The following is a 17,248-nucleotide window of genomic DNA, read 5'->3' as shown; positions in this document are numbered from 1 at the left end:
TTTGCGAAAAATTTAAGGAGAGTGAAGTAATTTTATGTTAATGGAATTATTATTATCATTGATATTAATCATTATTGGAACAAAATTAGCAGGACACTTATGTCATAGAATCGGTATTCCTGCTGTTATCGGAGAATTATTAACAGGTGTCGTTTTAGGTCCTGCCCTTTTAGGTCTTGTGTTACATACTGAAATGATTTCTATTTTTGCTGAGATTGGTGTTATCTTGCTTATGTTCTTGGCCGGTCTTGAAAGTGATTTAGATAAACTTAAAAAATATCTAAAACCTTCTGTCATGGTGGCTTTATTCGGGATTTTACTACCAATGATTTTCTTAAGTGGAGCAGCTCATTTATTTGATATTACTTGGAAAGAAGCTATCTTTATCGGAGTAATATTCAGTGCAACATCAGTAAGTATTTCTGTACAAGTATTAAAAGAATACAAGCGACTTGATACAGCTGAAGGGTCTGTTACATTAGGAGCTGCTGTTGTTGATGATATTGCTGTTGTTTTAATTGTAAGCTTATTCAGTGCTTTTCTAAATATGGATAGTGGTGCTTCTGTAGGTGGTGTTGGTCTATTATGGGACTTATTAGGAACTAAAATTTTATTCTTCTTAGGACTTTTCCTATTTGCCAAATTTATTTTAAAACCACTTATTAGTCTAACTAAAAAATTAGTTGCTGTTGAAATCGAAACTGCGTTAGGTTTAGTTTTATGTTTTGCTTTTGCGATTATTGCTCAAAAAGTTGGTATGAGTGATGTTATTGGCGCTTTCTTCATTGGTTTATTATTATCTAAACATGAAGTGAAACACAACATTGAGCATAACACATCAGTTATTGGTTACTCGTTATTTATTCCAGTTTTCTTTGTTTCAATCGGTTTAGATATTGAGCTTTCAGCCTTTAAAGAGTATGCTGTTTTAATTATTGTCTTCACTGTTTTAGCTACTTTAACAAAATTAATTGGTGGTTACTTGGGTGGGAGATTAACCCATTTAGACCGTGACCAATCCTTAATTGTTGGTGCTGGTATGGTATCACGTGGGGAAATGGCCTTAATTATTGTTAAAATGGGAGAAAACTTAGGTCTTGTAAGTGCTGGTCACTACTCTGCTATTGTTGTAGCTGTTATTTTAACAACTTTATTCTCACCATTATTAATTAAATTTGCCATTGAACAATCAGAGAAAAAGAACACTTTAGCTTAAATGCTAAGCGTTCTTTTTTTTCATAGATAAGTGATAATCCAAATTAAACTAAAAAAGAAGGATAATTTAATATCCTTCTTTTCTATTTAGTCTTCGTCATACTCATAGTCGTATTCGTAGTCATAACTATAGTCGTAACCATAATCATTGTCTTCTGATACTTCAACATCAAGTAAGACACTTAAATGACGGCTCATTAAGACGTAAGCTTTCATTTGATTTTCTAAACCTGTAGATAATTTATATTTGCGAGAGAATAATGTTGGTGATTTAACATCTTCTTCAAATTCTTTTTTGAATTGTTTGAATTTCTTCATTTTTGGTTCAACAAAAGCTTTGAAATCTTCTCCATCAGCCTGGTCAACTAATTTTTCTAGATTATCTAAGTATAATTCGTACACGGCAAAATCTCGTTTAGTGATTTTAGCTTTTCCTTCATCATCTTTGTTATCTAATAATTCATTTACATCTTCTTCTACGCTTTCTGGGTTATAACTTACTAAATCATCCACTTCATGATAATCGTAATCATAATCTTCGTCATCATATTCGTAAATATAGCCGTAGTCTTCGTCGTCTAATTCATAATCATAATACTCTTCATCAGCAATTTCTTCAGTAACGATTTTCTCTACAATAGGTTCTGCTAATTCTTGTTCAATAGCTTGATCTAAAGATTCTAAGTCCATTTCAGGAATCTCTGGAATAATCGGCAACTCAGTAAAATCTAATTCGATTTCTTCTGCTTCATATTTAGCTAATTTTCTTTGTAAATCTTGATTCACACCTAATAATCTAGCAATTTCTGCTTCTAATTCAGTTGAGTTTTCTTTAGCTAATTGATAGTTATTTTCTAATGTTGTTGTGTTATCTTTCCAGCCTGCTTGAGTGTTGGATTGAGTAGCCATTAATTTATCAACTAATTGTTTTTGTTGCTCTAAACGCTCAGATAATCTTTGAATTTCTTGTTCTTTTTTATAGATAAACTCTTCTTTATCTTGGTTAATCTGTTCAATAATTTGTTCTTTTTCACGTTCTTCAATTAATAAGCGTGTTTTCCATTCTGTTTCATTTTGCTTTTTATCTAACTCAGCTTGTCTTAATCGTTGTTCCAATGTCATTAAATGATTTTTAAGATCAATTATTTCTTTACTTCTAGTATTTTCTAGTTCATTACTAGCTTTGAAAGCAGCTGTTATTTCTTCTTTTTCAATTGAAATAAGACCGTATTTAGTTTCCCACTCTTTGTTCAGTAATTCTTTTTCTTTTTGTAAATGTCTCAGTAAATCATTTACTTTTGCTAACTCACGTGTTGTTTGAATTAATTCTTCATGTGTTTTCTCTTCAAATTTTTGATTTTCATTAATGATTATACGTAATTCTTCATTTTCACGTTGAACTCGTTGTAATTTTTGTTTTAATTGTTCCTGAGTATTTTCAGTTTCTAACATGATTTGACGCATTTCTGCTTTAACTAATTGAATAGATTCTTTATGTTCTAATTCTTTATTTTTATAATCAATTAATTCAGAATTTAATCGATCATTTTCTTCAAGTATTTTTTCTAATTAAAAATTACTTGATTCTCTTAATTGATCATAATCAGATTGCAAACTTGCCACATACCGTTCATTTTCAGTCACAACACTTTGTAAATGCTGTATTTTGCGTTGCTTTTCCAATAACTCTTGTTGATGTTGTCGTAATTTACTATTAGTCTCTTCTAATGCTTCTTGAATTTTCTGATAAGCTAATGTTTGCTCTGAATAATCATTTTCTTTCATCTCTGCTAATGAACGGTGTTGACGCTCTAACTCAAAGCGCAGTTCATTAATATTTTCTTTTTGAGTTAACTCCTCACTTTTACTTTGATATAGTGCTGTCTGCAAGTCACTATTCTCTTTTCTTAAATGATGAAATTGGTCTCTTAGCTCAATATCTTGCTTACCATTCTTATGAATTTCTTGTTCAAACAATGGAGATTCATGTTTTTTTATCGATATATCAGATTTCATGTTTTTCTCCTTAGATTTCTCTAACGAACGTTTGATTTCTTTTTCTAAAATTTCAGAAATAGTTTTTTTAATATTTCTTGTTTGCGTACTAGAGAAAATATTAGCAGCATTAAACGTTACATATATCTCTAGCGTTTGTTCTAATAGAATATTAGCAAACGCTCTTTCAACAGGATACAACGGAAAAATTGTTTGCCACTCTTTAAAAACGACTTGACTAATATCATCTATTTGTTTCGGTGAAATACCAATCCTTAGTTCCTCAACTTTAAAAACTAATTGATGGACTACTGAACTTTTATTTTTTAATGGTACAAGGACTAAACTTGTATTCTCTGGTTTTTTTATTTCTTCTTGATATATTTGAATGTCTATGTTTAATGGTTTTCCAAACATAAACTTTGCCCCCTTTCAAACTCTAACATTTCAGTGTGTCATAATTAACCACTAATTCAACTAATCATATTAATATTAACCTTTTAAACAGTTACTGTAAAGATATTTTAAACATAGTATCAAAATGTAGTCAAAGAAAAAGAAACAAAAAACCCGGTTTATTTTGAACGATTAGTTATTCTCTCTTTTTGGAAACAAACTATCTTTCCAACTTTCTATTCATATAAATCTAATTGATACAATTCTTTAAACCGAGTACTTGTGGCTAGCAACTCTTTAAGTGTCCCTTCCATACTAATTTTAGCATCCTCGATAAAAATAATTCGGTCTGCGTAATGAGTTCCAACTAAATGGTGAGTAATCCAAAGCACAGTTTTACCTTTTAACACTTCAAAAACAGTTGAAAGTAGCTGCTTTTCAGTTAGTGGATCAAGTCCAATTGTCGGCTCATCAATAATAATAATCGGTGCATCTTGAAGTAAAATACGGGCTAAGGCAATTCGTTGCTGCTCGCCTCCTGAGAACCTCTTACCACTCTCTTCAACAATGGTCTCTAATCCTTTTGGTAGTTTCTCAATTACAGGAGTAAGTCCAGCTTGAATAGCTGCTGCTTCTACTTCTTCATCAGTTGCATTAATATTTCCTAAGCGAATATTATTACGAATAGTCGTATTAAAAATATGTGGTTGTTGATTTAGAACGCCGATGATATCAGATTTTTGTCTGCCAAGTTTCACACTAGAAACACCACCAACTAATATGTCACCAGCTGTTGGTTCTAAGTCACCTCTTAATAATTTAGAAAGTGTGGTTTTCCCGATACCACTTTTACCTAGTACAGCCAATACTTCGCCTTCTGGAATCACTAAATCTAAGTCTTTAAATAAATACTTTTGCTCAGCATTATATCTAAAATCAATGTGTTTAAATTCGATTTGACTATTTTTAAACGTCACTACTGACTCTGCTAATGAGTTATTCTCATTCGCATCAGGTAAACTTGATAGCCTTTGAACAGTGTCTTCATACAGTGGTAATTCTTTTAACGAATCTGTCACAGGTGCAAAAGCATCGATTAATGGAAAAAACGCTAAGACAAAAGCCGCAATCCAGTTACGAGCATCTTGTGTCCCAATTTCTCCAAAGTAAGAGCCTGACCAAAGAATTAAAACTAAGACAATGACACCAAAGAAAACTTGTTTAATTAATCCATCTCTTCTTGAGTAAGCGTTCATTGCTTTATCTTCTATACGAACTTCAGCCTCTGCTTCATCATAACCATTTAAAAATTCTTGATAACGCCCACTATATTGCCAATCACCAACACCAAGTACTGCATCTGTTAAATCATTATAAAGAACATGGCGTTTGGCTTTTTGGCGATAAACTCTGGCATTATTAACTAAAACAGAAGTTAAAGGTAAAACAATTAAAATCACACCAATCAAGAGTAGCATTGCTAGTGCTAAAGGAATTGAGAAAATACCTAAAGCAATGACAATAAACATATAAATAAGAATAGCAACAATTGCTGGAAAAATCGTTCTTAAATATAGATTCTGAATATGATCGACATCTTCTGCTAAAATCCCTAATAAACTACCTGTTTGATAATCTTCTTTTGATTTTTCAGCACGAGACTCCATTGCTTGATATAATTTCAAGCGAATATCAGAAGTCATTTTGAGTACCCAGTTGTGACTCCCTAGTCTTTCTGCGTAGCGTAAACTAGGACGCGCGATACCAAATCCACGTGTTAAAACGATTGGTACATAAACCATTAAAATATTTTCTGGTTTGGCTGCTGATTTACTAATTAAAAGCCCTGAGGTAAACATTAAGGCAGAAGCCGCAAAGAAAGTTAAAAACCCTAAAAATAAGACTAAAGCTAAAAGCCATTTGTATTTTTTGAAAAAGGGACGTACCCATTGATCTTCTTTTGAAAGTAATACATAATTCTTTTTCATATTACTCCCCTTTCAGTTGCTCTACAAATCGATTGTAAGCCCCATTTTTTTCGCGTAATTCTGTATAAGTTCCTTGCTCCACAATCGAGCCATTTTCCATCACAATAATGTAATCCATCTCTTTCATCCAGTGCAAGCGGTGAGTAGCAAAGAACACTAAGTGATTTTCAAAAAGTGGTAACATTGTTGCTTTTAACTCACTTTCAGTTTCCACATCTAAGTGAGCAGTTGGTTCATCAAATAATAAAATCTGACGGTTATTGTCTAAAAAGGCGCGAGCAATAGCAACACGTTGTAATTGACCACCACTTAAACTATGTCCCCCGTCACCAATAATCGTATCTAATCCTTCTGGTAACTCACTGACTACTTCTAAAAGACCAGCTTTTTGGACTGCTTTATGAATGCTCTCTTCATCAGCATCTGGTTGATAAAAACTAATGTTTTCTTTTAATGACGCATGGAAGATATACGGGTCTTGAGGTACATATAGAAGTTGATCTTGCCAACTATCCATTCTTAAATGACTGAAACTCTCTTCATTGATAAAAATATTTTCTTCCTTAGCTTCTAAGAATCCACCTAATAGCTTAACTAAAGTTGATTTTCCTGATCCAGATAAACCAACCACACCAATTTTTCCATATCCTTGCCAAGAAAAATCAATTTGTTTTAAAGTATCTTCACTTTGCTCCTCATTATAAGCTAGAGATACACTCTTAAGTTCTAACTTATCATCGTTACTCCATGTATTTAAAACAACTGGTTTACTCTCAGAAAATTCTTTTTTGTCTAATATAGCAAAAATAGATTTTAAGGTATTACCACCATCTAAAGTTGCGTGGTAGTCACTTGAGAAATCTCTTAAAGGTAAGAAGAAATCAGGTGCTAAAACTAGAGTTGTTAAAGCTGGGAAAAGCAACATTTGACCATTCATTAATTTAAACCCTAAAAAGACAGCAACAATCGCTACTGAAAGAGTGGTAAAGAAATCAAGGGCAAAAGTTGAAAGAATCGCTATTTTTAAGGTACTCATCGTGGCTTTTCGATAATCTTCACTGATGCCGTACACATTTTTTTCGTATTTTTTACTCAAACCTAAAAAACTTAGTGTTTGAAGTCCTCTTAAAGAATCTAAAAAGTGGTTACTTAACAATTGATAGCCTTCATACTGACGGTCAGCTTTGGCTTTAGCGGCATATCCTAAAATCACCATAAAAATAATAATAATAGGAAAAACAAGTAACAAAATAATTCCTGAACGAATATCTTGCGTTAAAACAAATAAAAAAATAACCCATGGAACAATCATCATATTTGTGATTTTAGGTAAAATTAAAGTTAAATAATTCTCAATTTGAGAAACACCTTCAATAGCCATTGTCACCATATTTCCTGTTCCTTCTTTTTGAACAAAGTTTGGTCCCAGGCGAAAGACTTTATCTAGTAACTGCTTTCTAACAATTTGAGACTGCTCATATGCAAAAGTATCTAGATAACGATCTCTAAAAAAGATTAAAACTTGTCTTAATAAAAAACAAATAAAAAAAGCACCCATGCGAGTGTACTGTGCAGGTAGTGGTTCACCGCCCCAGAGTTCACTGATGGCATATGACAAAAAATAAGCTTGGCCAATAATCAATAAGGCTTGCAGGACACCTAGTCCTGCAAGCCCTATTAAGACTGGCCTAATTTTTTCAATTCGAAATAAATTCTTATCAATCAAACTAGGTACATCTCCTTTATGATTTAGTAATTGTCTAAAACATCAATTGATACACGTTTATTAAATTGTTTGTAAGTCCAACCTACGTAGATTAAAACAATTGGTAATAGACAAACAGTAACGATTGTCATTACTTTAAGTGTATACGGTGTGCTTGATGCATTTTCAATTAATAAATGGAATGCTGAATCTTGAGCAATCATTACTCGTGGGAATAATCCATTAAATAGGAAAGCTACAAGTCCTACAAAGATTAAACCAGTTGAGATAAATGAGAAGCCTTCTTTATCTTTGTAAGTTCCATAAGCTGCCATAACAGCAAATAAAACAATCGCTACTAAGATAATTAATGAAGAAACCATTCTTTCTTTAAAGAAATCAGTTTCTAAGAATGAAAGAACTGCAAAAGCAACTAATCCAACAAATAATACTGGGTAAAGTTTTTTCGCTTGTGCGTTAGCACGTTCTCTAATTTTTCCGTCTGTTTTAAGACGTAAGTAGTTTAAACCATGTAAGTAAGAGATTAATGTAACAGCAACTCCACCTACGATAGAGTAGATATTAACATAATCTGTAAATGTTGGGTTCATAACGTTTTTAGTAGCATCTAGTGGCATACCGCGCACTAAGTCAACAAACATCATTCCTAAGAAGAAGGCTGTTAAGAAACTACCAATACACAGTGTCCACTCCCAAAGGTTACGTTCACGAGCGTTGTCAGAACTTGATCTAAATTTGAATGATACTCCGCGGATAATCAAACCAACTAAAACAAGTAATAAAATATTATAAAAACCACTAAATAATGATGCGTACCATTCTGGGAATGAAGCAAACATTGCTCCCCCAGCAGTAATTAACCACACTTGGTTTGTTTCCCAGATAGGCCCGATTGTATTAATGACTTGGTCACGTTCGCGTTTGTTACGTGCTAAGGTCTTCATAGCCATACCAACACCAAAGTCAAATCCTTCTAAGAAGAAGAAGCCTGTGAAAAGTACACCAATGATTAAGAACCATAAAAGTTGTAAAGTACTCATTTTAGAAGGCCTCCTTTGCAAAAGGATCGATTGCTTCTTTACGTGCTTCAGAAGGACTCACATAGTAAGGTCCTTTTCTTAAGTAACGTTTTGAGTAAACAATCATCACCATTCCTAAGAATAGGAATAAACAGAAGTAAACAATATTACTAAATAATAGAGAGCCTGATGTTACACCAGGTGACACGCTATCTGCGATTGTGAATAGTCCATAAACTGTCCAAGGCGCACGTCCCATCTCTGTAATAATCCAACCTGTTGAGTTTGAAATGAATGGGAAAGCAATTCCTGCTGTAAAAACCCAAAGCAACCATTTCATATTTTGTAATTTATCCTTACGTAATAACCATAATCCTACAACTGCCATTAAAGCCATTAATGTTCCAAATCCTGCCATGAAACGGAAAGACCAGAATAATGTTTTAACTGGTAAGTAGTAGTCCATGTCAGCACCAAATTGTGCGTCATGTTCTTTATGTAAGTCCTCATTAACTGAGTTCATACCTTTATAGCTATCTTCTCCACCTAAAATACTTAACATCATAGGTACAGAAACATGCCATTTAACGTCTTTGTTTTTCGTGTCGATTCCTGCAACGATTGTCCAAGGCGCTTTGTCCCCTTCAGTATCATCATAGATACCTTCCATTGCAGCAAACTTCATTGGGTGATCCTCAGCAACAGCTACCATTTGAGCATGTCCTGCACCCATAGTTAATACTGAACCAATTAGTCCAATGATTAAACCAAATTGCATTGATTTTTTGAAGAATTTTGTATCTTCTTTTCTTAATAGTTTCCAAGCTGAACAACCTGCAATTACAAATCCACCTGTTAAAATCGCACCAAACAGTACGTGAGGTAATTGTAACCATAATTGATGGTTTTGCAATAAACCAAAGAAACTTGTTAATTCGGCTCTCCCTGAAGCTTCATTAATATTGAATGCTACTGGGTTTTGCATAAATGCGTTGGCTGATAAAATCCATAAAGCGGATAACATTGTTCCGATTGATACTAACCAGATAAATGCTAAATGTAGCCCTTTACTAAATTTGTCCCATCCAAAAATCCATAATCCAATAAATGTTGACTCCATAAAGAATGCTAATAATGCCTCTACTGCTAGTGGAGCTCCAAAGATGTCTCCCATAAATCGTGAATATTCAGACCAGTTCATACCAAATTGAAATTCTTGAATAATACCAGTAACTGCTCCTACTGCAAAACTTAGTAGGAAAATATTTCCCCAAAACTTCGCCATGTCTTTGTAAATTTTATCTTTTTTAACAACATACATTGTTTCTAAGATTGCAATCGCAAAGGCCATACCAATCGAAAGTGGCACGAAGAAGAAGTGGAAAACAGTTGTCATACCGAACTGAAGTCTTGCCAATGTTAATAATTCCATGATTTATATCCTCCCTTTTTAGTAATTTAATCACAATCTATTATACCCCATACAAATAAGACTTTCAAAAGAAATTTGAAAGTCTTATTAAATAATAACAATTCTTATTTGTTATCTCATGGTCACAAATTCTTCTGCACCAGTTGGATGAATCGCTACAGTGTTATCAAAATCTTCTTTTGTAGCTCCCATTTTAATAGCAACCGCAAATCCTTGTAGCATTTCATCTACTCCTAGACCAACTCCGTGAAGACCAACTATTTTCTCGTCTTCTCCTACACAAACTAATTTCATATGACATTTTTCCTTAGTTTCTGTAATGGCATATTGCATTGGCGTGAAACTTGAAGTATAAGTTTTAATCTTCTCATCAGTGTATTTCTCACGAGCTTCTTTTTCTGTTAAACCAACTGTTCCAATTGTTGGATGAGAGAAAACAACTGTTGGAATAGTTTCATAATCAAGGTGGGCATTCACTTGATTGTTAAATAGACGCTCAGATAATCTACGTCCAGCAGCAATTGCCACTGGCGTTAAATTAACCTTATCAATCACATCTCCTACAGCATAAATACCTGTTTGAGACGTATTTTGGAATTTGTCAACTACTACTGCACCCCACTCGTTGACTTTAACACCGGCTTTTTCTAAATTGATTTGACTAGAATTTGGTGTTCTACCAATTGCCCAAATAAGCTCTTCAACTTGTAATGATTTACCATTTTCAAAGAACAACTCGTAACCATCAGCTAGTTGTTTTACCTCTTTTGGTACTGAGTTAGCATGCAAATGAATGCCTTGGTTATTATAACTTTCTGTTAATCCGTTAACCACTAAGTCATCAAATTCACGTAAAAATGTCTCTCTTCTAAAAGCCAGATGTGTTTCAGTTCCTAAGCCATGAAGCACTCCTGCAATTTCAACAGCAATATAACCGGCACCAACAACAGCAACAGATTTTGGCTGTTTTGTTAAAGCAAAGAAGCCATCCGAATCAAGACCTAGTTCACCACCTGGTATATTAGGGCGAATTGTTTTGCCTCCTGTTGCAATTAAAATATGTGGTGCTGTATAAGATTCACCATTCACTTCAACTGCCTTTTCATCAATAAACTTACCATAGCCATTGACAACAGTTACACCGTTACCTGCCAAACCTTTCATATATAATCCGTGAAGACGCTCAATATAGGCTTCTCTATTTTCAACTAAACGTGAGAAATCAAACTCATCAATTGTCACATCAAAACCGTATTCACGAGCTTGGTGTAGCATGATACTTCTCATCTCTGAAGCTGACCACATTACTTTTTTCGGAACACAGCCCACATTGACACAAGTTCCGCCAATATGGTTACCCTCAATTAATAATACTTTAGCGCCATGCATACCCGCACGATTCGCTGAAGCAATACCGCCACTACCGCCGCCGATTACAATATAATCAAATTGTTTCATTTTCTTCACCCTTATTTTCGTTTTCTTATCATATCTCCTGGTTTAACTGGGGATTCTACAGGCATTTTGACAATCATCATAGCATTAGGCGCTTTTTCAATCGGTTCATCTAACTCATTCCACATTTCAGTAATCGTCTGATGTGAATGAGTAAATCCTGGACCATAGAACTCAATTTCGTCATTTAATCTAAAATGATTTCTTTGTCTAATGGTTGCTATTTTAGTTGTTTCATCATACTCAAGAACTTCACCAATAAATTTAAACACAGGAATTTTTCTTCTTTTACCAAATAACTGTTCTTCCTCAGTTGGTGTATGGTAATAAAATCCAGTTGATAACTCACGCTGCGCTACTTTCCACAACTCATCAATCCACTCTTGTTTGCACTCATAATTTTCAGGGTCTTCCATATAACTATCCACTGCCTTTTTATAAACATTAGAAACAGTAGATACATAATGAATAGACTTCATACGTCCTTCAATTTTCAAACTATCCACACCATTTTGAACTAAATCTGGAATGTGCTCAATCATCGACATATCAACAGCACTCATTGAAAATGGTTCTTCCACTTCTCCTGAATCGATTAAAGACTGTCTTTCTTTATCTAGTGACATCTCAAATAAATCGTATTTCCAACGACAAGATTGAGAACAACCACCACGGTTAGCATCTCGGTGTGACATATGATTAGATAAGGTACAACGACCTGAATAAGAAATACACATTGCTCCGTGAATAAAAGCTTCAATTTCAACATCCGTGTTTTCTCTAATTTCTTTCACTTCAGCCATTGACACTTCACGACCTAAAACCACACGCTCTAGTCCTTCATTTTTCCAAAATTCTAAGGTTTCAAAGTTAGTTGCTGAGGTTTGAGTTGATAAATGGACTGGCAATCCAGGCGCTTCTGTAATACAAATTTCGATTAAGGCAGGATCTGAGACGATGACTGCACTAATCCCAACATCACGTAACTCTCTGAAAAACTCACCAGCACCTTTTGCGTCAAACTCATGAGTTACCATATTAGCTGCTACATAGACTTTTGCGTTATGAGCTTTAGCAAAAGCAACTCCTTCTGCCATCTCTTCATAAGTGAAATTTCCTGCTCTACTTCTTAAACCATAAGCATTTCCACCGATATAAACTGCGTCAGCTCCATACGTAATAGCCACTTTTAATTTTTCTAATGTACCAGCAGGTGCTAAAACCTCTGGACGTTTCAATTGTTTGATTGTCATTTGTACTACTCCCTATCTAATATCATCTGGATTTAAATAATAAAATCCTGTGTCTAATCCGCGTTTTTTAGGATGAGTTGCTTTAACTAATTCATTTAGTTTTTCAGCCTCAACCTCTGACCAATTACCTGACTCAAGTAACTCTTTAGCTTGAATAAAGTAAGAAACCATACTCACATAATCCTCACCTGATGTATAAATACCATCTAACTTCCAGTGAGTTAAGCCGATTTTTTCTAACTCTTCTAACTGAAGCATTAAATTCACATCGTTTGTAGCAAAAATATGAGTACCATGCTCATCCTCGTAAATCGAATAATGAGTCTCTTTTTCTTTTGGTTCAGATATAAATAAATCACGTTCTTTGTCAGTCTTCTCGTCTAACTTCGTAAAGTTTAAATAGTTTTGGACTAAAGGACGCTTAGACTGATGGATACAAGTAGCTCCGTAAACTAGGACTTCACCGAATATATTTAGGTTATTCGATAATTCCACTAATTCTAAATAAGGGATTTCCCTTGCTAAAACAGCACCAACAGCTCCTCTATCACCCCAAAAATTAATTTGTCGTGAACTAGTTACCATAGTAGCTGCATCATAAATAAAGGGAAGTTTGTAGTTGCTTGTGCGTAGTACATGAATCACACCAGGATCACCAACAACAATTTCATCAACTGAAATAGATTCTAAAAAATCTAAATACTCAGGAATAGCTCTCATTTTATCAGGATGCATAATCGCATTCACTGCAATACGAGCTTTTTTCCCTTTCTCATGGGTTAATTGTACTAATTCTTTTATTTCATCTCTAGTAAAATGCTTTGGCAGTCGTAAACCAAATGCTTCGTCGCCAAAATACAAAGCCTCAATATCTAATTCAAGTAATTTTTTTCCTTGTTCAATGGATTCTACTGTAGCAGTTATTTCAATCATCTTTGTAGCTCCTTCTTTCTTCAATCAAAGATATCCTACCACATGAAAGGTTAGATTGACAATAACATCACAAGTTTAATAATAGAACTTTAAAAAAACTCTTGTTATAAACAAAGAAAGGTTGACCATAATAGGCCAACCTTTCTGATTATTTTTAATTAAACTAAGACTACTTTGTGATATTACTACTTATTTCTTTTTACTTGGTGTGACTTTCACTTGGATTTCACCTTTAGAAGCTCCAACAACTACTTTACTATTTGGCGTTATCTCACCTAGTAAAAGCATATCACTTAATTTATCCTCAACTTCTTTTTGAAGAGCTCGTCTAATTGGTCTTGCACCGTACTCTGGATCAAAACCGGCTTTGCTAACCACTTCAATAGCAGCAGGCGTTAATTTTAAATCGATTTTTTGTAATTTAAGTCTTTCAATAATTGATTGACTCATAATCTTAACAATCTCATGTAATTCTTCTTTTGATAATGAATGGAAGACTAACATCTCATCTACACGGTTTAAAAACTCAGGACGGAAACGTTTCTTAAGTTCTTCTAAGACACGAGATTTCATAGCTTCATGATTTTTAGAGGCATCCTTAGCTGCAAAACCAACTGTTTTTTCATCTCTTAAAGCAGTTGCTCCAATATTAGATGTCATAATTAAAATTGTATTTTTAAAGTTAACTTTGCGTCCCTTAGAATCTGTTAAATGACCATCATCTAAGACTTGTAATAAAATATTGAAGACATCCGGATGAGCTTTTTCTACCTCATCTAGTAAAATCACTGAATAAGGTTTTTGACGAATACGCTCTGTTAATTGTCCTCCCTCATCATAGCCAACATATCCAGGAGGCGAACCAACTAAACGACTCGTACTGTGTTTTTCCATAAACTCAGACATATCCACACGAATAAGGGCATCTTCTGAACCAAACATAGTTGAAGCAAGTGTTTTAGCTAATTCTGTTTTTCCGACACCTGTAGGTCCTAAAAACATAAATGAGCCTATTGGTCTGTTAGGGTCACTTAAGCCACTACGAGAGCGTCTAATTGCTTTAGAGATAGCTTTAACTGCTTCATCTTGTCCTACAACACGCTCATGTAAAACTTTTTCTAATTCTAATAAGCGTTCTGTTTCTTTTTTCTCTAATTGTTTTAAAGGAATACCTGTCCACTGAGCCACAACAGAAACAATCGCCTCTTCTGTCACTTCCGTTTGATAGACACCTTCATTTTCTGCTTCTTTTAATTTTAAGTTTTCTAAACGAGTCATAAGACGTTGTTCTTTTTTACGTAAGTCAGCAGCTAACTCAAAGTTCTGCGCTAAAATAGCAGCTTCTTTTTCTTCAAGTAATTCTTCTAGTTTATTTTGTTGTACCACAATTTGTGAGGGTTTGTTAGCAAGTTCTAAGCGAGCTCTTGCAGCAGACTCATCGATTAAATCAATAGCTTTATCAGGTAACTGACGGTCACTAATATAACGAGTCGCTAAGTTCACAGCAGCATGAACTGCCTCATCTGTAATTTTTACTTTATGGTATTCTTCATAACGACCACGAAGACCCAATAAAATGTCTTCTGCCTCTTCAGGCGTTGGTTCATCTACTTGGATTTTAGCAAAACGGCGCTCTAAAGCTGAATCTTTTTCAATATATTTTTGATACTCATCTAAAGTTGTCGCACCAATTGTTTTCAGCTCACCACGAGCTAAAGCAGGTTTTAAAATATTTGAAGCATCAATTGCTCCCTCAGCCCCACCTGCACCAATTAACGTATGTAACTCATCAATAAATAATATCACATTGCCATCACGATAAATTTCATCTACAACTTTTTTCATACGGTCCTCAAACTCACCGCGGTACTTAGTTCCTGCTACAACAGCTCCCATGTCTAACATCATTAATCTCTTAGATAACATTTCTTTAGGAACTAACCCCTCTACAATGCGTTGGGCCAAACCTTCAGCAATAGCCGTTTTACCAACACCAGGCTCTCCAACTAAAACAGGATTATTTTTAGTACGGCGACTTAAAACTTGAATCAAACGCTGTACTTCTTTTTCTCTACCTAATAAAGGATCTAAACGCTTTTCTCTAGCTGATTGTGTTAAATCACGAGCTAGAGAATCAAGTGTTGGTGTTCCCTCTTCTTGAGGTTTATTATTTCCTTGATTAACAGGCTGTTTTCTTTGCCCCTGTTTGTTAGATGGTTCTACTAAACCAATTTTTTTGTAAATTAAATTTCTAACCTTATTTAAGTTCACATCTAAATTAGTTAATACCCGTGAACCTAAAACTTCCTCATCCCTAATTAAAGCAAGTAACATATGCTCTGTACCGATACTTGGTGCATTAACACGTTTTGCTTCCATTGAGGCATAAGATAAAATTTGTTTGGTTCTTGGAGAATATGGTAACAAATCTTCTTTTCGTGATTTTTTATTACCATACTGTGTAATTTGTTCAACTTCATCAAAAACTAACACTTCATCAATATTTAATTGCTTTAAAACCTTACTAGCAATTCCTTTTTGTTCTTTAATTAAGGCCAATAATAAATGTTCTGTTGCTACAGAATCCTGTTTAAAAAATCTAGCTTCAGCTTGAGCATTTTCTAAAACCTTTTTGGCTCTTTCTGTAAATAATTCGCTCATCTACTTCACTCCTTCTCTTCATAAGTTAAACGCTCTAATAACTCAAGCATCATATGTGCTCTTAGACGGTTATTATCAGAGATACTTAAAATATTTTTATTCGATAATAAACTTCTGATTAATTTCACTTCTCTTAAATCAATAAATTCGTTTAAATATAGTTGTTCTAACATTGAAAAAGCTTCACTTTCAGTTAACTCTGATTCAACAGAATTAATCAAATGTAACAAGTAACTACTATTTTCCATCAAGTTAATTTTAACAATTCTTATATAGCCACCGCCACCACGTTTACTTTCAACCTTGTAACCTTGTGGAACAGTGAATCTAGTTTTGATTACATAATTTATTTGAGAAGGTACACAGTCAAATAAATCAGCCATTTCCGATCGACGAATTTCTATTTCATGATTACGCTCTAATATTTTCTTTAAATAAGATTCAATTGAGTCTGACATATTACGATTGCTCATTTAGGACACCTACCTTCTAAAATTACAATTGACTATCTCTGACCTTTATTATACAAAAGTATTCAGAAATAATACATAAAAAAGCCTAAAAGATATTCAAATAAAAAAATGACTTAAAAAACTTTCGTTTCTTAAGCCATTTTTTCTAGAATTTCTGATGCCGAGGACCGGAATCGAACCGGTACGGAGATCACTCTCCGCAGGATTTTAAGTCCTGTGCGTCTGCCAGTTCCGCCACCCCGGCTGGAACTTAAAGAGCGGAAGACGGGGTTCGAACCCGCGACCCCCACCTTGGCAAGGTGATGTTCTACCACTGAACTACTTCCGCTTAAAGAAGTGCCGGCTAAAGGACTTGAACCCTCGACCCTCTGATTACAAATCAGATGCTCTACCAACTGAGCTAAGCCGGCGTTTATTTTTAATGACCCGTACTGGGCTCGAACCAGTGACCCTCTGATTAAAAGTCAGATGCTCTACCAACTGAGCTAACGAGTCGTCATTTAAATGGAGGTTAACGGGATCGAACCGCTGACCCCCTGCTTGTAAGGCAGGTGCTCTCCCAGCTGAGCTAAACCTCCGGTTAAAAAACGCAAAAAGCATGGCGACGTCCTACTCTCACAAAGGGAAACCCTTCACTACCATCGGCGCTAAGAAGCTTAACTTCTGTGTTCGGCATGGGAACAGGTGTATCCTTCTTGCCAT

At 34.5% G+C, this 17,248-nt stretch carries 12 protein-coding genes, 5 tRNA genes and 1 rRNA gene; 1 reads left to right on the top strand and 17 read right to left on the bottom strand.

What is annotated here, in order from left to right; translation table 11 throughout:
• Positions 1 to 34: 34 nt before the first annotated feature.
• A complete protein-coding gene (locus DFR54_RS01835) occupies positions 35 to 1,216 on the top strand; it encodes a cation:proton antiporter (protein WP_227259129.1) in 1,182 nt (393 codons plus the stop codon).
• An 86-nt stretch (positions 1,217 to 1,302) separates the two neighbouring features.
• On the opposite strand, the gene DFR54_RS01830 is transcribed toward DFR54_RS01835, so the two are convergent.
• The 17 genes from DFR54_RS01830 to rrf all read right to left on the bottom strand — a co-directional run.
• Positions 1,303 to 2,679 (bottom strand): coiled-coil domain-containing protein, encoded by a 1,377-nt coding sequence (locus DFR54_RS01830; RefSeq protein ID WP_126808978.1) that lies wholly within the window; start codon positions 2,677 to 2,679, stop codon positions 1,303 to 1,305.
• Positions 2,680 to 2,784: 105 nt separating this feature from the next.
• The gene (locus DFR54_RS01825; protein WP_114288663.1) at positions 2,785 to 3,627 is read right to left on the bottom strand and encodes a hypothetical protein; all 843 of its coding nucleotides are present in this window, start codon (positions 3,625 to 3,627) and stop codon (positions 2,785 to 2,787) included.
• Between the two features lie 215 nt (positions 3,628 to 3,842).
• A complete protein-coding gene (cydC, locus tag DFR54_RS01820; protein WP_114288662.1) occupies positions 3,843 to 5,594 on the bottom strand; it encodes a thiol reductant ABC exporter subunit CydC in 1,752 nt (583 codons plus the stop codon).
• A gap of 1 nt (position 5,595) precedes the next feature.
• A complete protein-coding gene (cydD, locus tag DFR54_RS01815; protein ID WP_114288661.1) occupies positions 5,596 to 7,320 on the bottom strand; it encodes a thiol reductant ABC exporter subunit CydD in 1,725 nt (574 codons plus the stop codon).
• A gap of 23 nt (positions 7,321 to 7,343) precedes the next feature.
• Positions 7,344 to 8,360, bottom strand: coding sequence for a cytochrome d ubiquinol oxidase subunit II (gene cydB, locus DFR54_RS01810; RefSeq protein ID WP_086341768.1), 1,017 nt, complete (start codon positions 8,358 to 8,360; stop codon positions 7,344 to 7,346).
• 1 nt (position 8,361) lies between these two features.
• Positions 8,362 to 9,771: a cytochrome ubiquinol oxidase subunit I gene (locus DFR54_RS01805; protein WP_114288660.1), complete on the bottom strand. Its 1,410-nt coding sequence runs from the start codon at positions 9,769 to 9,771 to the stop codon at positions 8,362 to 8,364.
• Between the two features lie 111 nt (positions 9,772 to 9,882).
• The gene (gor, locus tag DFR54_RS01800; RefSeq protein ID WP_114288659.1) at positions 9,883 to 11,229 is read right to left on the bottom strand and encodes a glutathione-disulfide reductase; all 1,347 of its coding nucleotides are present in this window, start codon (positions 11,227 to 11,229) and stop codon (positions 9,883 to 9,885) included.
• Positions 11,230 to 11,240: 11 nt separating this feature from the next.
• Positions 11,241 to 12,479: a peptidase U32 family protein gene (locus DFR54_RS01795; protein ID WP_114288658.1), complete on the bottom strand. Its 1,239-nt coding sequence runs from the start codon at positions 12,477 to 12,479 to the stop codon at positions 11,241 to 11,243.
• A 12-nt stretch (positions 12,480 to 12,491) separates the two neighbouring features.
• Positions 12,492 to 13,412 carry a peptidase U32 family protein gene (locus tag DFR54_RS01790; RefSeq protein ID WP_114288657.1) on the bottom strand — a complete coding sequence of 307 codons (921 nt, stop codon included), beginning with the start codon at positions 13,410 to 13,412 and terminating at the stop codon, positions 12,492 to 12,494.
• 189 nt (positions 13,413 to 13,601) lie between these two features.
• Entirely contained in the window at positions 13,602 to 16,073 is a 2,472-nt protein-coding gene (locus tag DFR54_RS01785) for an ATP-dependent Clp protease ATP-binding subunit (protein WP_114288656.1), read from the bottom strand.
• A gap of 5 nt (positions 16,074 to 16,078) precedes the next feature.
• Entirely contained in the window at positions 16,079 to 16,546 is a 468-nt protein-coding gene (locus DFR54_RS01780) for a CtsR family transcriptional regulator (protein ID WP_086341762.1), read from the bottom strand.
• A gap of 158 nt (positions 16,547 to 16,704) precedes the next feature.
• Positions 16,705 to 16,790, bottom strand: a tRNA-Leu gene (locus DFR54_RS01775).
• A gap of 12 nt (positions 16,791 to 16,802) precedes the next feature.
• Positions 16,803 to 16,874: transfer RNA gene (locus tag DFR54_RS01770), tRNA-Gly, on the bottom strand.
• 9 nt (positions 16,875 to 16,883) lie between these two features.
• Positions 16,884 to 16,956, bottom strand: a tRNA-Thr gene (locus DFR54_RS01765).
• Positions 16,957 to 16,968: 12 nt separating this feature from the next.
• Positions 16,969 to 17,041, bottom strand: a tRNA-Lys gene (locus tag DFR54_RS01760).
• Positions 17,042 to 17,051: 10 nt separating this feature from the next.
• Positions 17,052 to 17,124, bottom strand: a tRNA-Val gene (locus tag DFR54_RS01755).
• Positions 17,125 to 17,142: 18 nt separating this feature from the next.
• Positions 17,143 to 17,248: ribosomal RNA gene (gene rrf, locus DFR54_RS01750) — 5S ribosomal RNA — on the bottom strand; the annotation flags it as partial.

Origin of the sequence: Vagococcus fluvialis (genome assembly GCF_003337315.1) — a bacterium.
Classification (GTDB): Bacteria; Bacillota; Bacilli; order Lactobacillales; family Vagococcaceae; genus Vagococcus; species Vagococcus fluvialis.
Note: the sequence above shows the minus strand (reverse complement) of the source record. Positions and strands in the feature narration are given on the sequence as shown.

Excerpts from the sequence above, each read along its gene's own strand:
- DFR54_RS01835 (WP_227259129.1), top strand. The coding sequence starts at position 35 with ATGTTAATGGAATTATTATTATCATTGATATTAATCATTATTGGAACA.
- DFR54_RS01830 (WP_126808978.1), bottom strand. The coding sequence starts at position 2,679 with ATGCGTCAAATCATGTTAGAAACTGAAAATACTCAGGAACAATTAAAA.
- DFR54_RS01825 (WP_114288663.1), bottom strand. The coding sequence starts at position 3,627 with ATGTTTGGAAAACCATTAAACATAGACATTCAAATATATCAAGAAGAA.
- cydC (WP_114288662.1), bottom strand. The coding sequence starts at position 5,594 with ATGAAAAAGAATTATGTATTACTTTCAAAAGAAGATCAATGGGTACGT.
- cydB (WP_086341768.1), bottom strand. The coding sequence starts at position 8,360 with ATGAGTACTTTACAACTTTTATGGTTCTTAATCATTGGTGTACTTTTC.
- DFR54_RS01805 (WP_114288660.1), bottom strand. The coding sequence starts at position 9,771 with ATGGAATTATTAACATTGGCAAGACTTCAGTTCGGTATGACAACTGTT.
- gor (WP_114288659.1), bottom strand. The coding sequence starts at position 11,229 with ATGAAACAATTTGATTATATTGTAATCGGCGGCGGTAGTGGCGGTATT.
- DFR54_RS01795 (WP_114288658.1), bottom strand. The coding sequence starts at position 12,479 with ATGACAATCAAACAATTGAAACGTCCAGAGGTTTTAGCACCTGCTGGT.
- DFR54_RS01790 (WP_114288657.1), bottom strand. The coding sequence starts at position 13,412 with ATGATTGAAATAACTGCTACAGTAGAATCCATTGAACAAGGAAAAAAA.
- DFR54_RS01785 (WP_114288656.1), bottom strand. The coding sequence starts at position 16,073 with ATGAGCGAATTATTTACAGAAAGAGCCAAAAAGGTTTTAGAAAATGCT.
- DFR54_RS01780 (WP_086341762.1), bottom strand. The coding sequence starts at position 16,546 with ATGAGCAATCGTAATATGTCAGACTCAATTGAATCTTATTTAAAGAAA.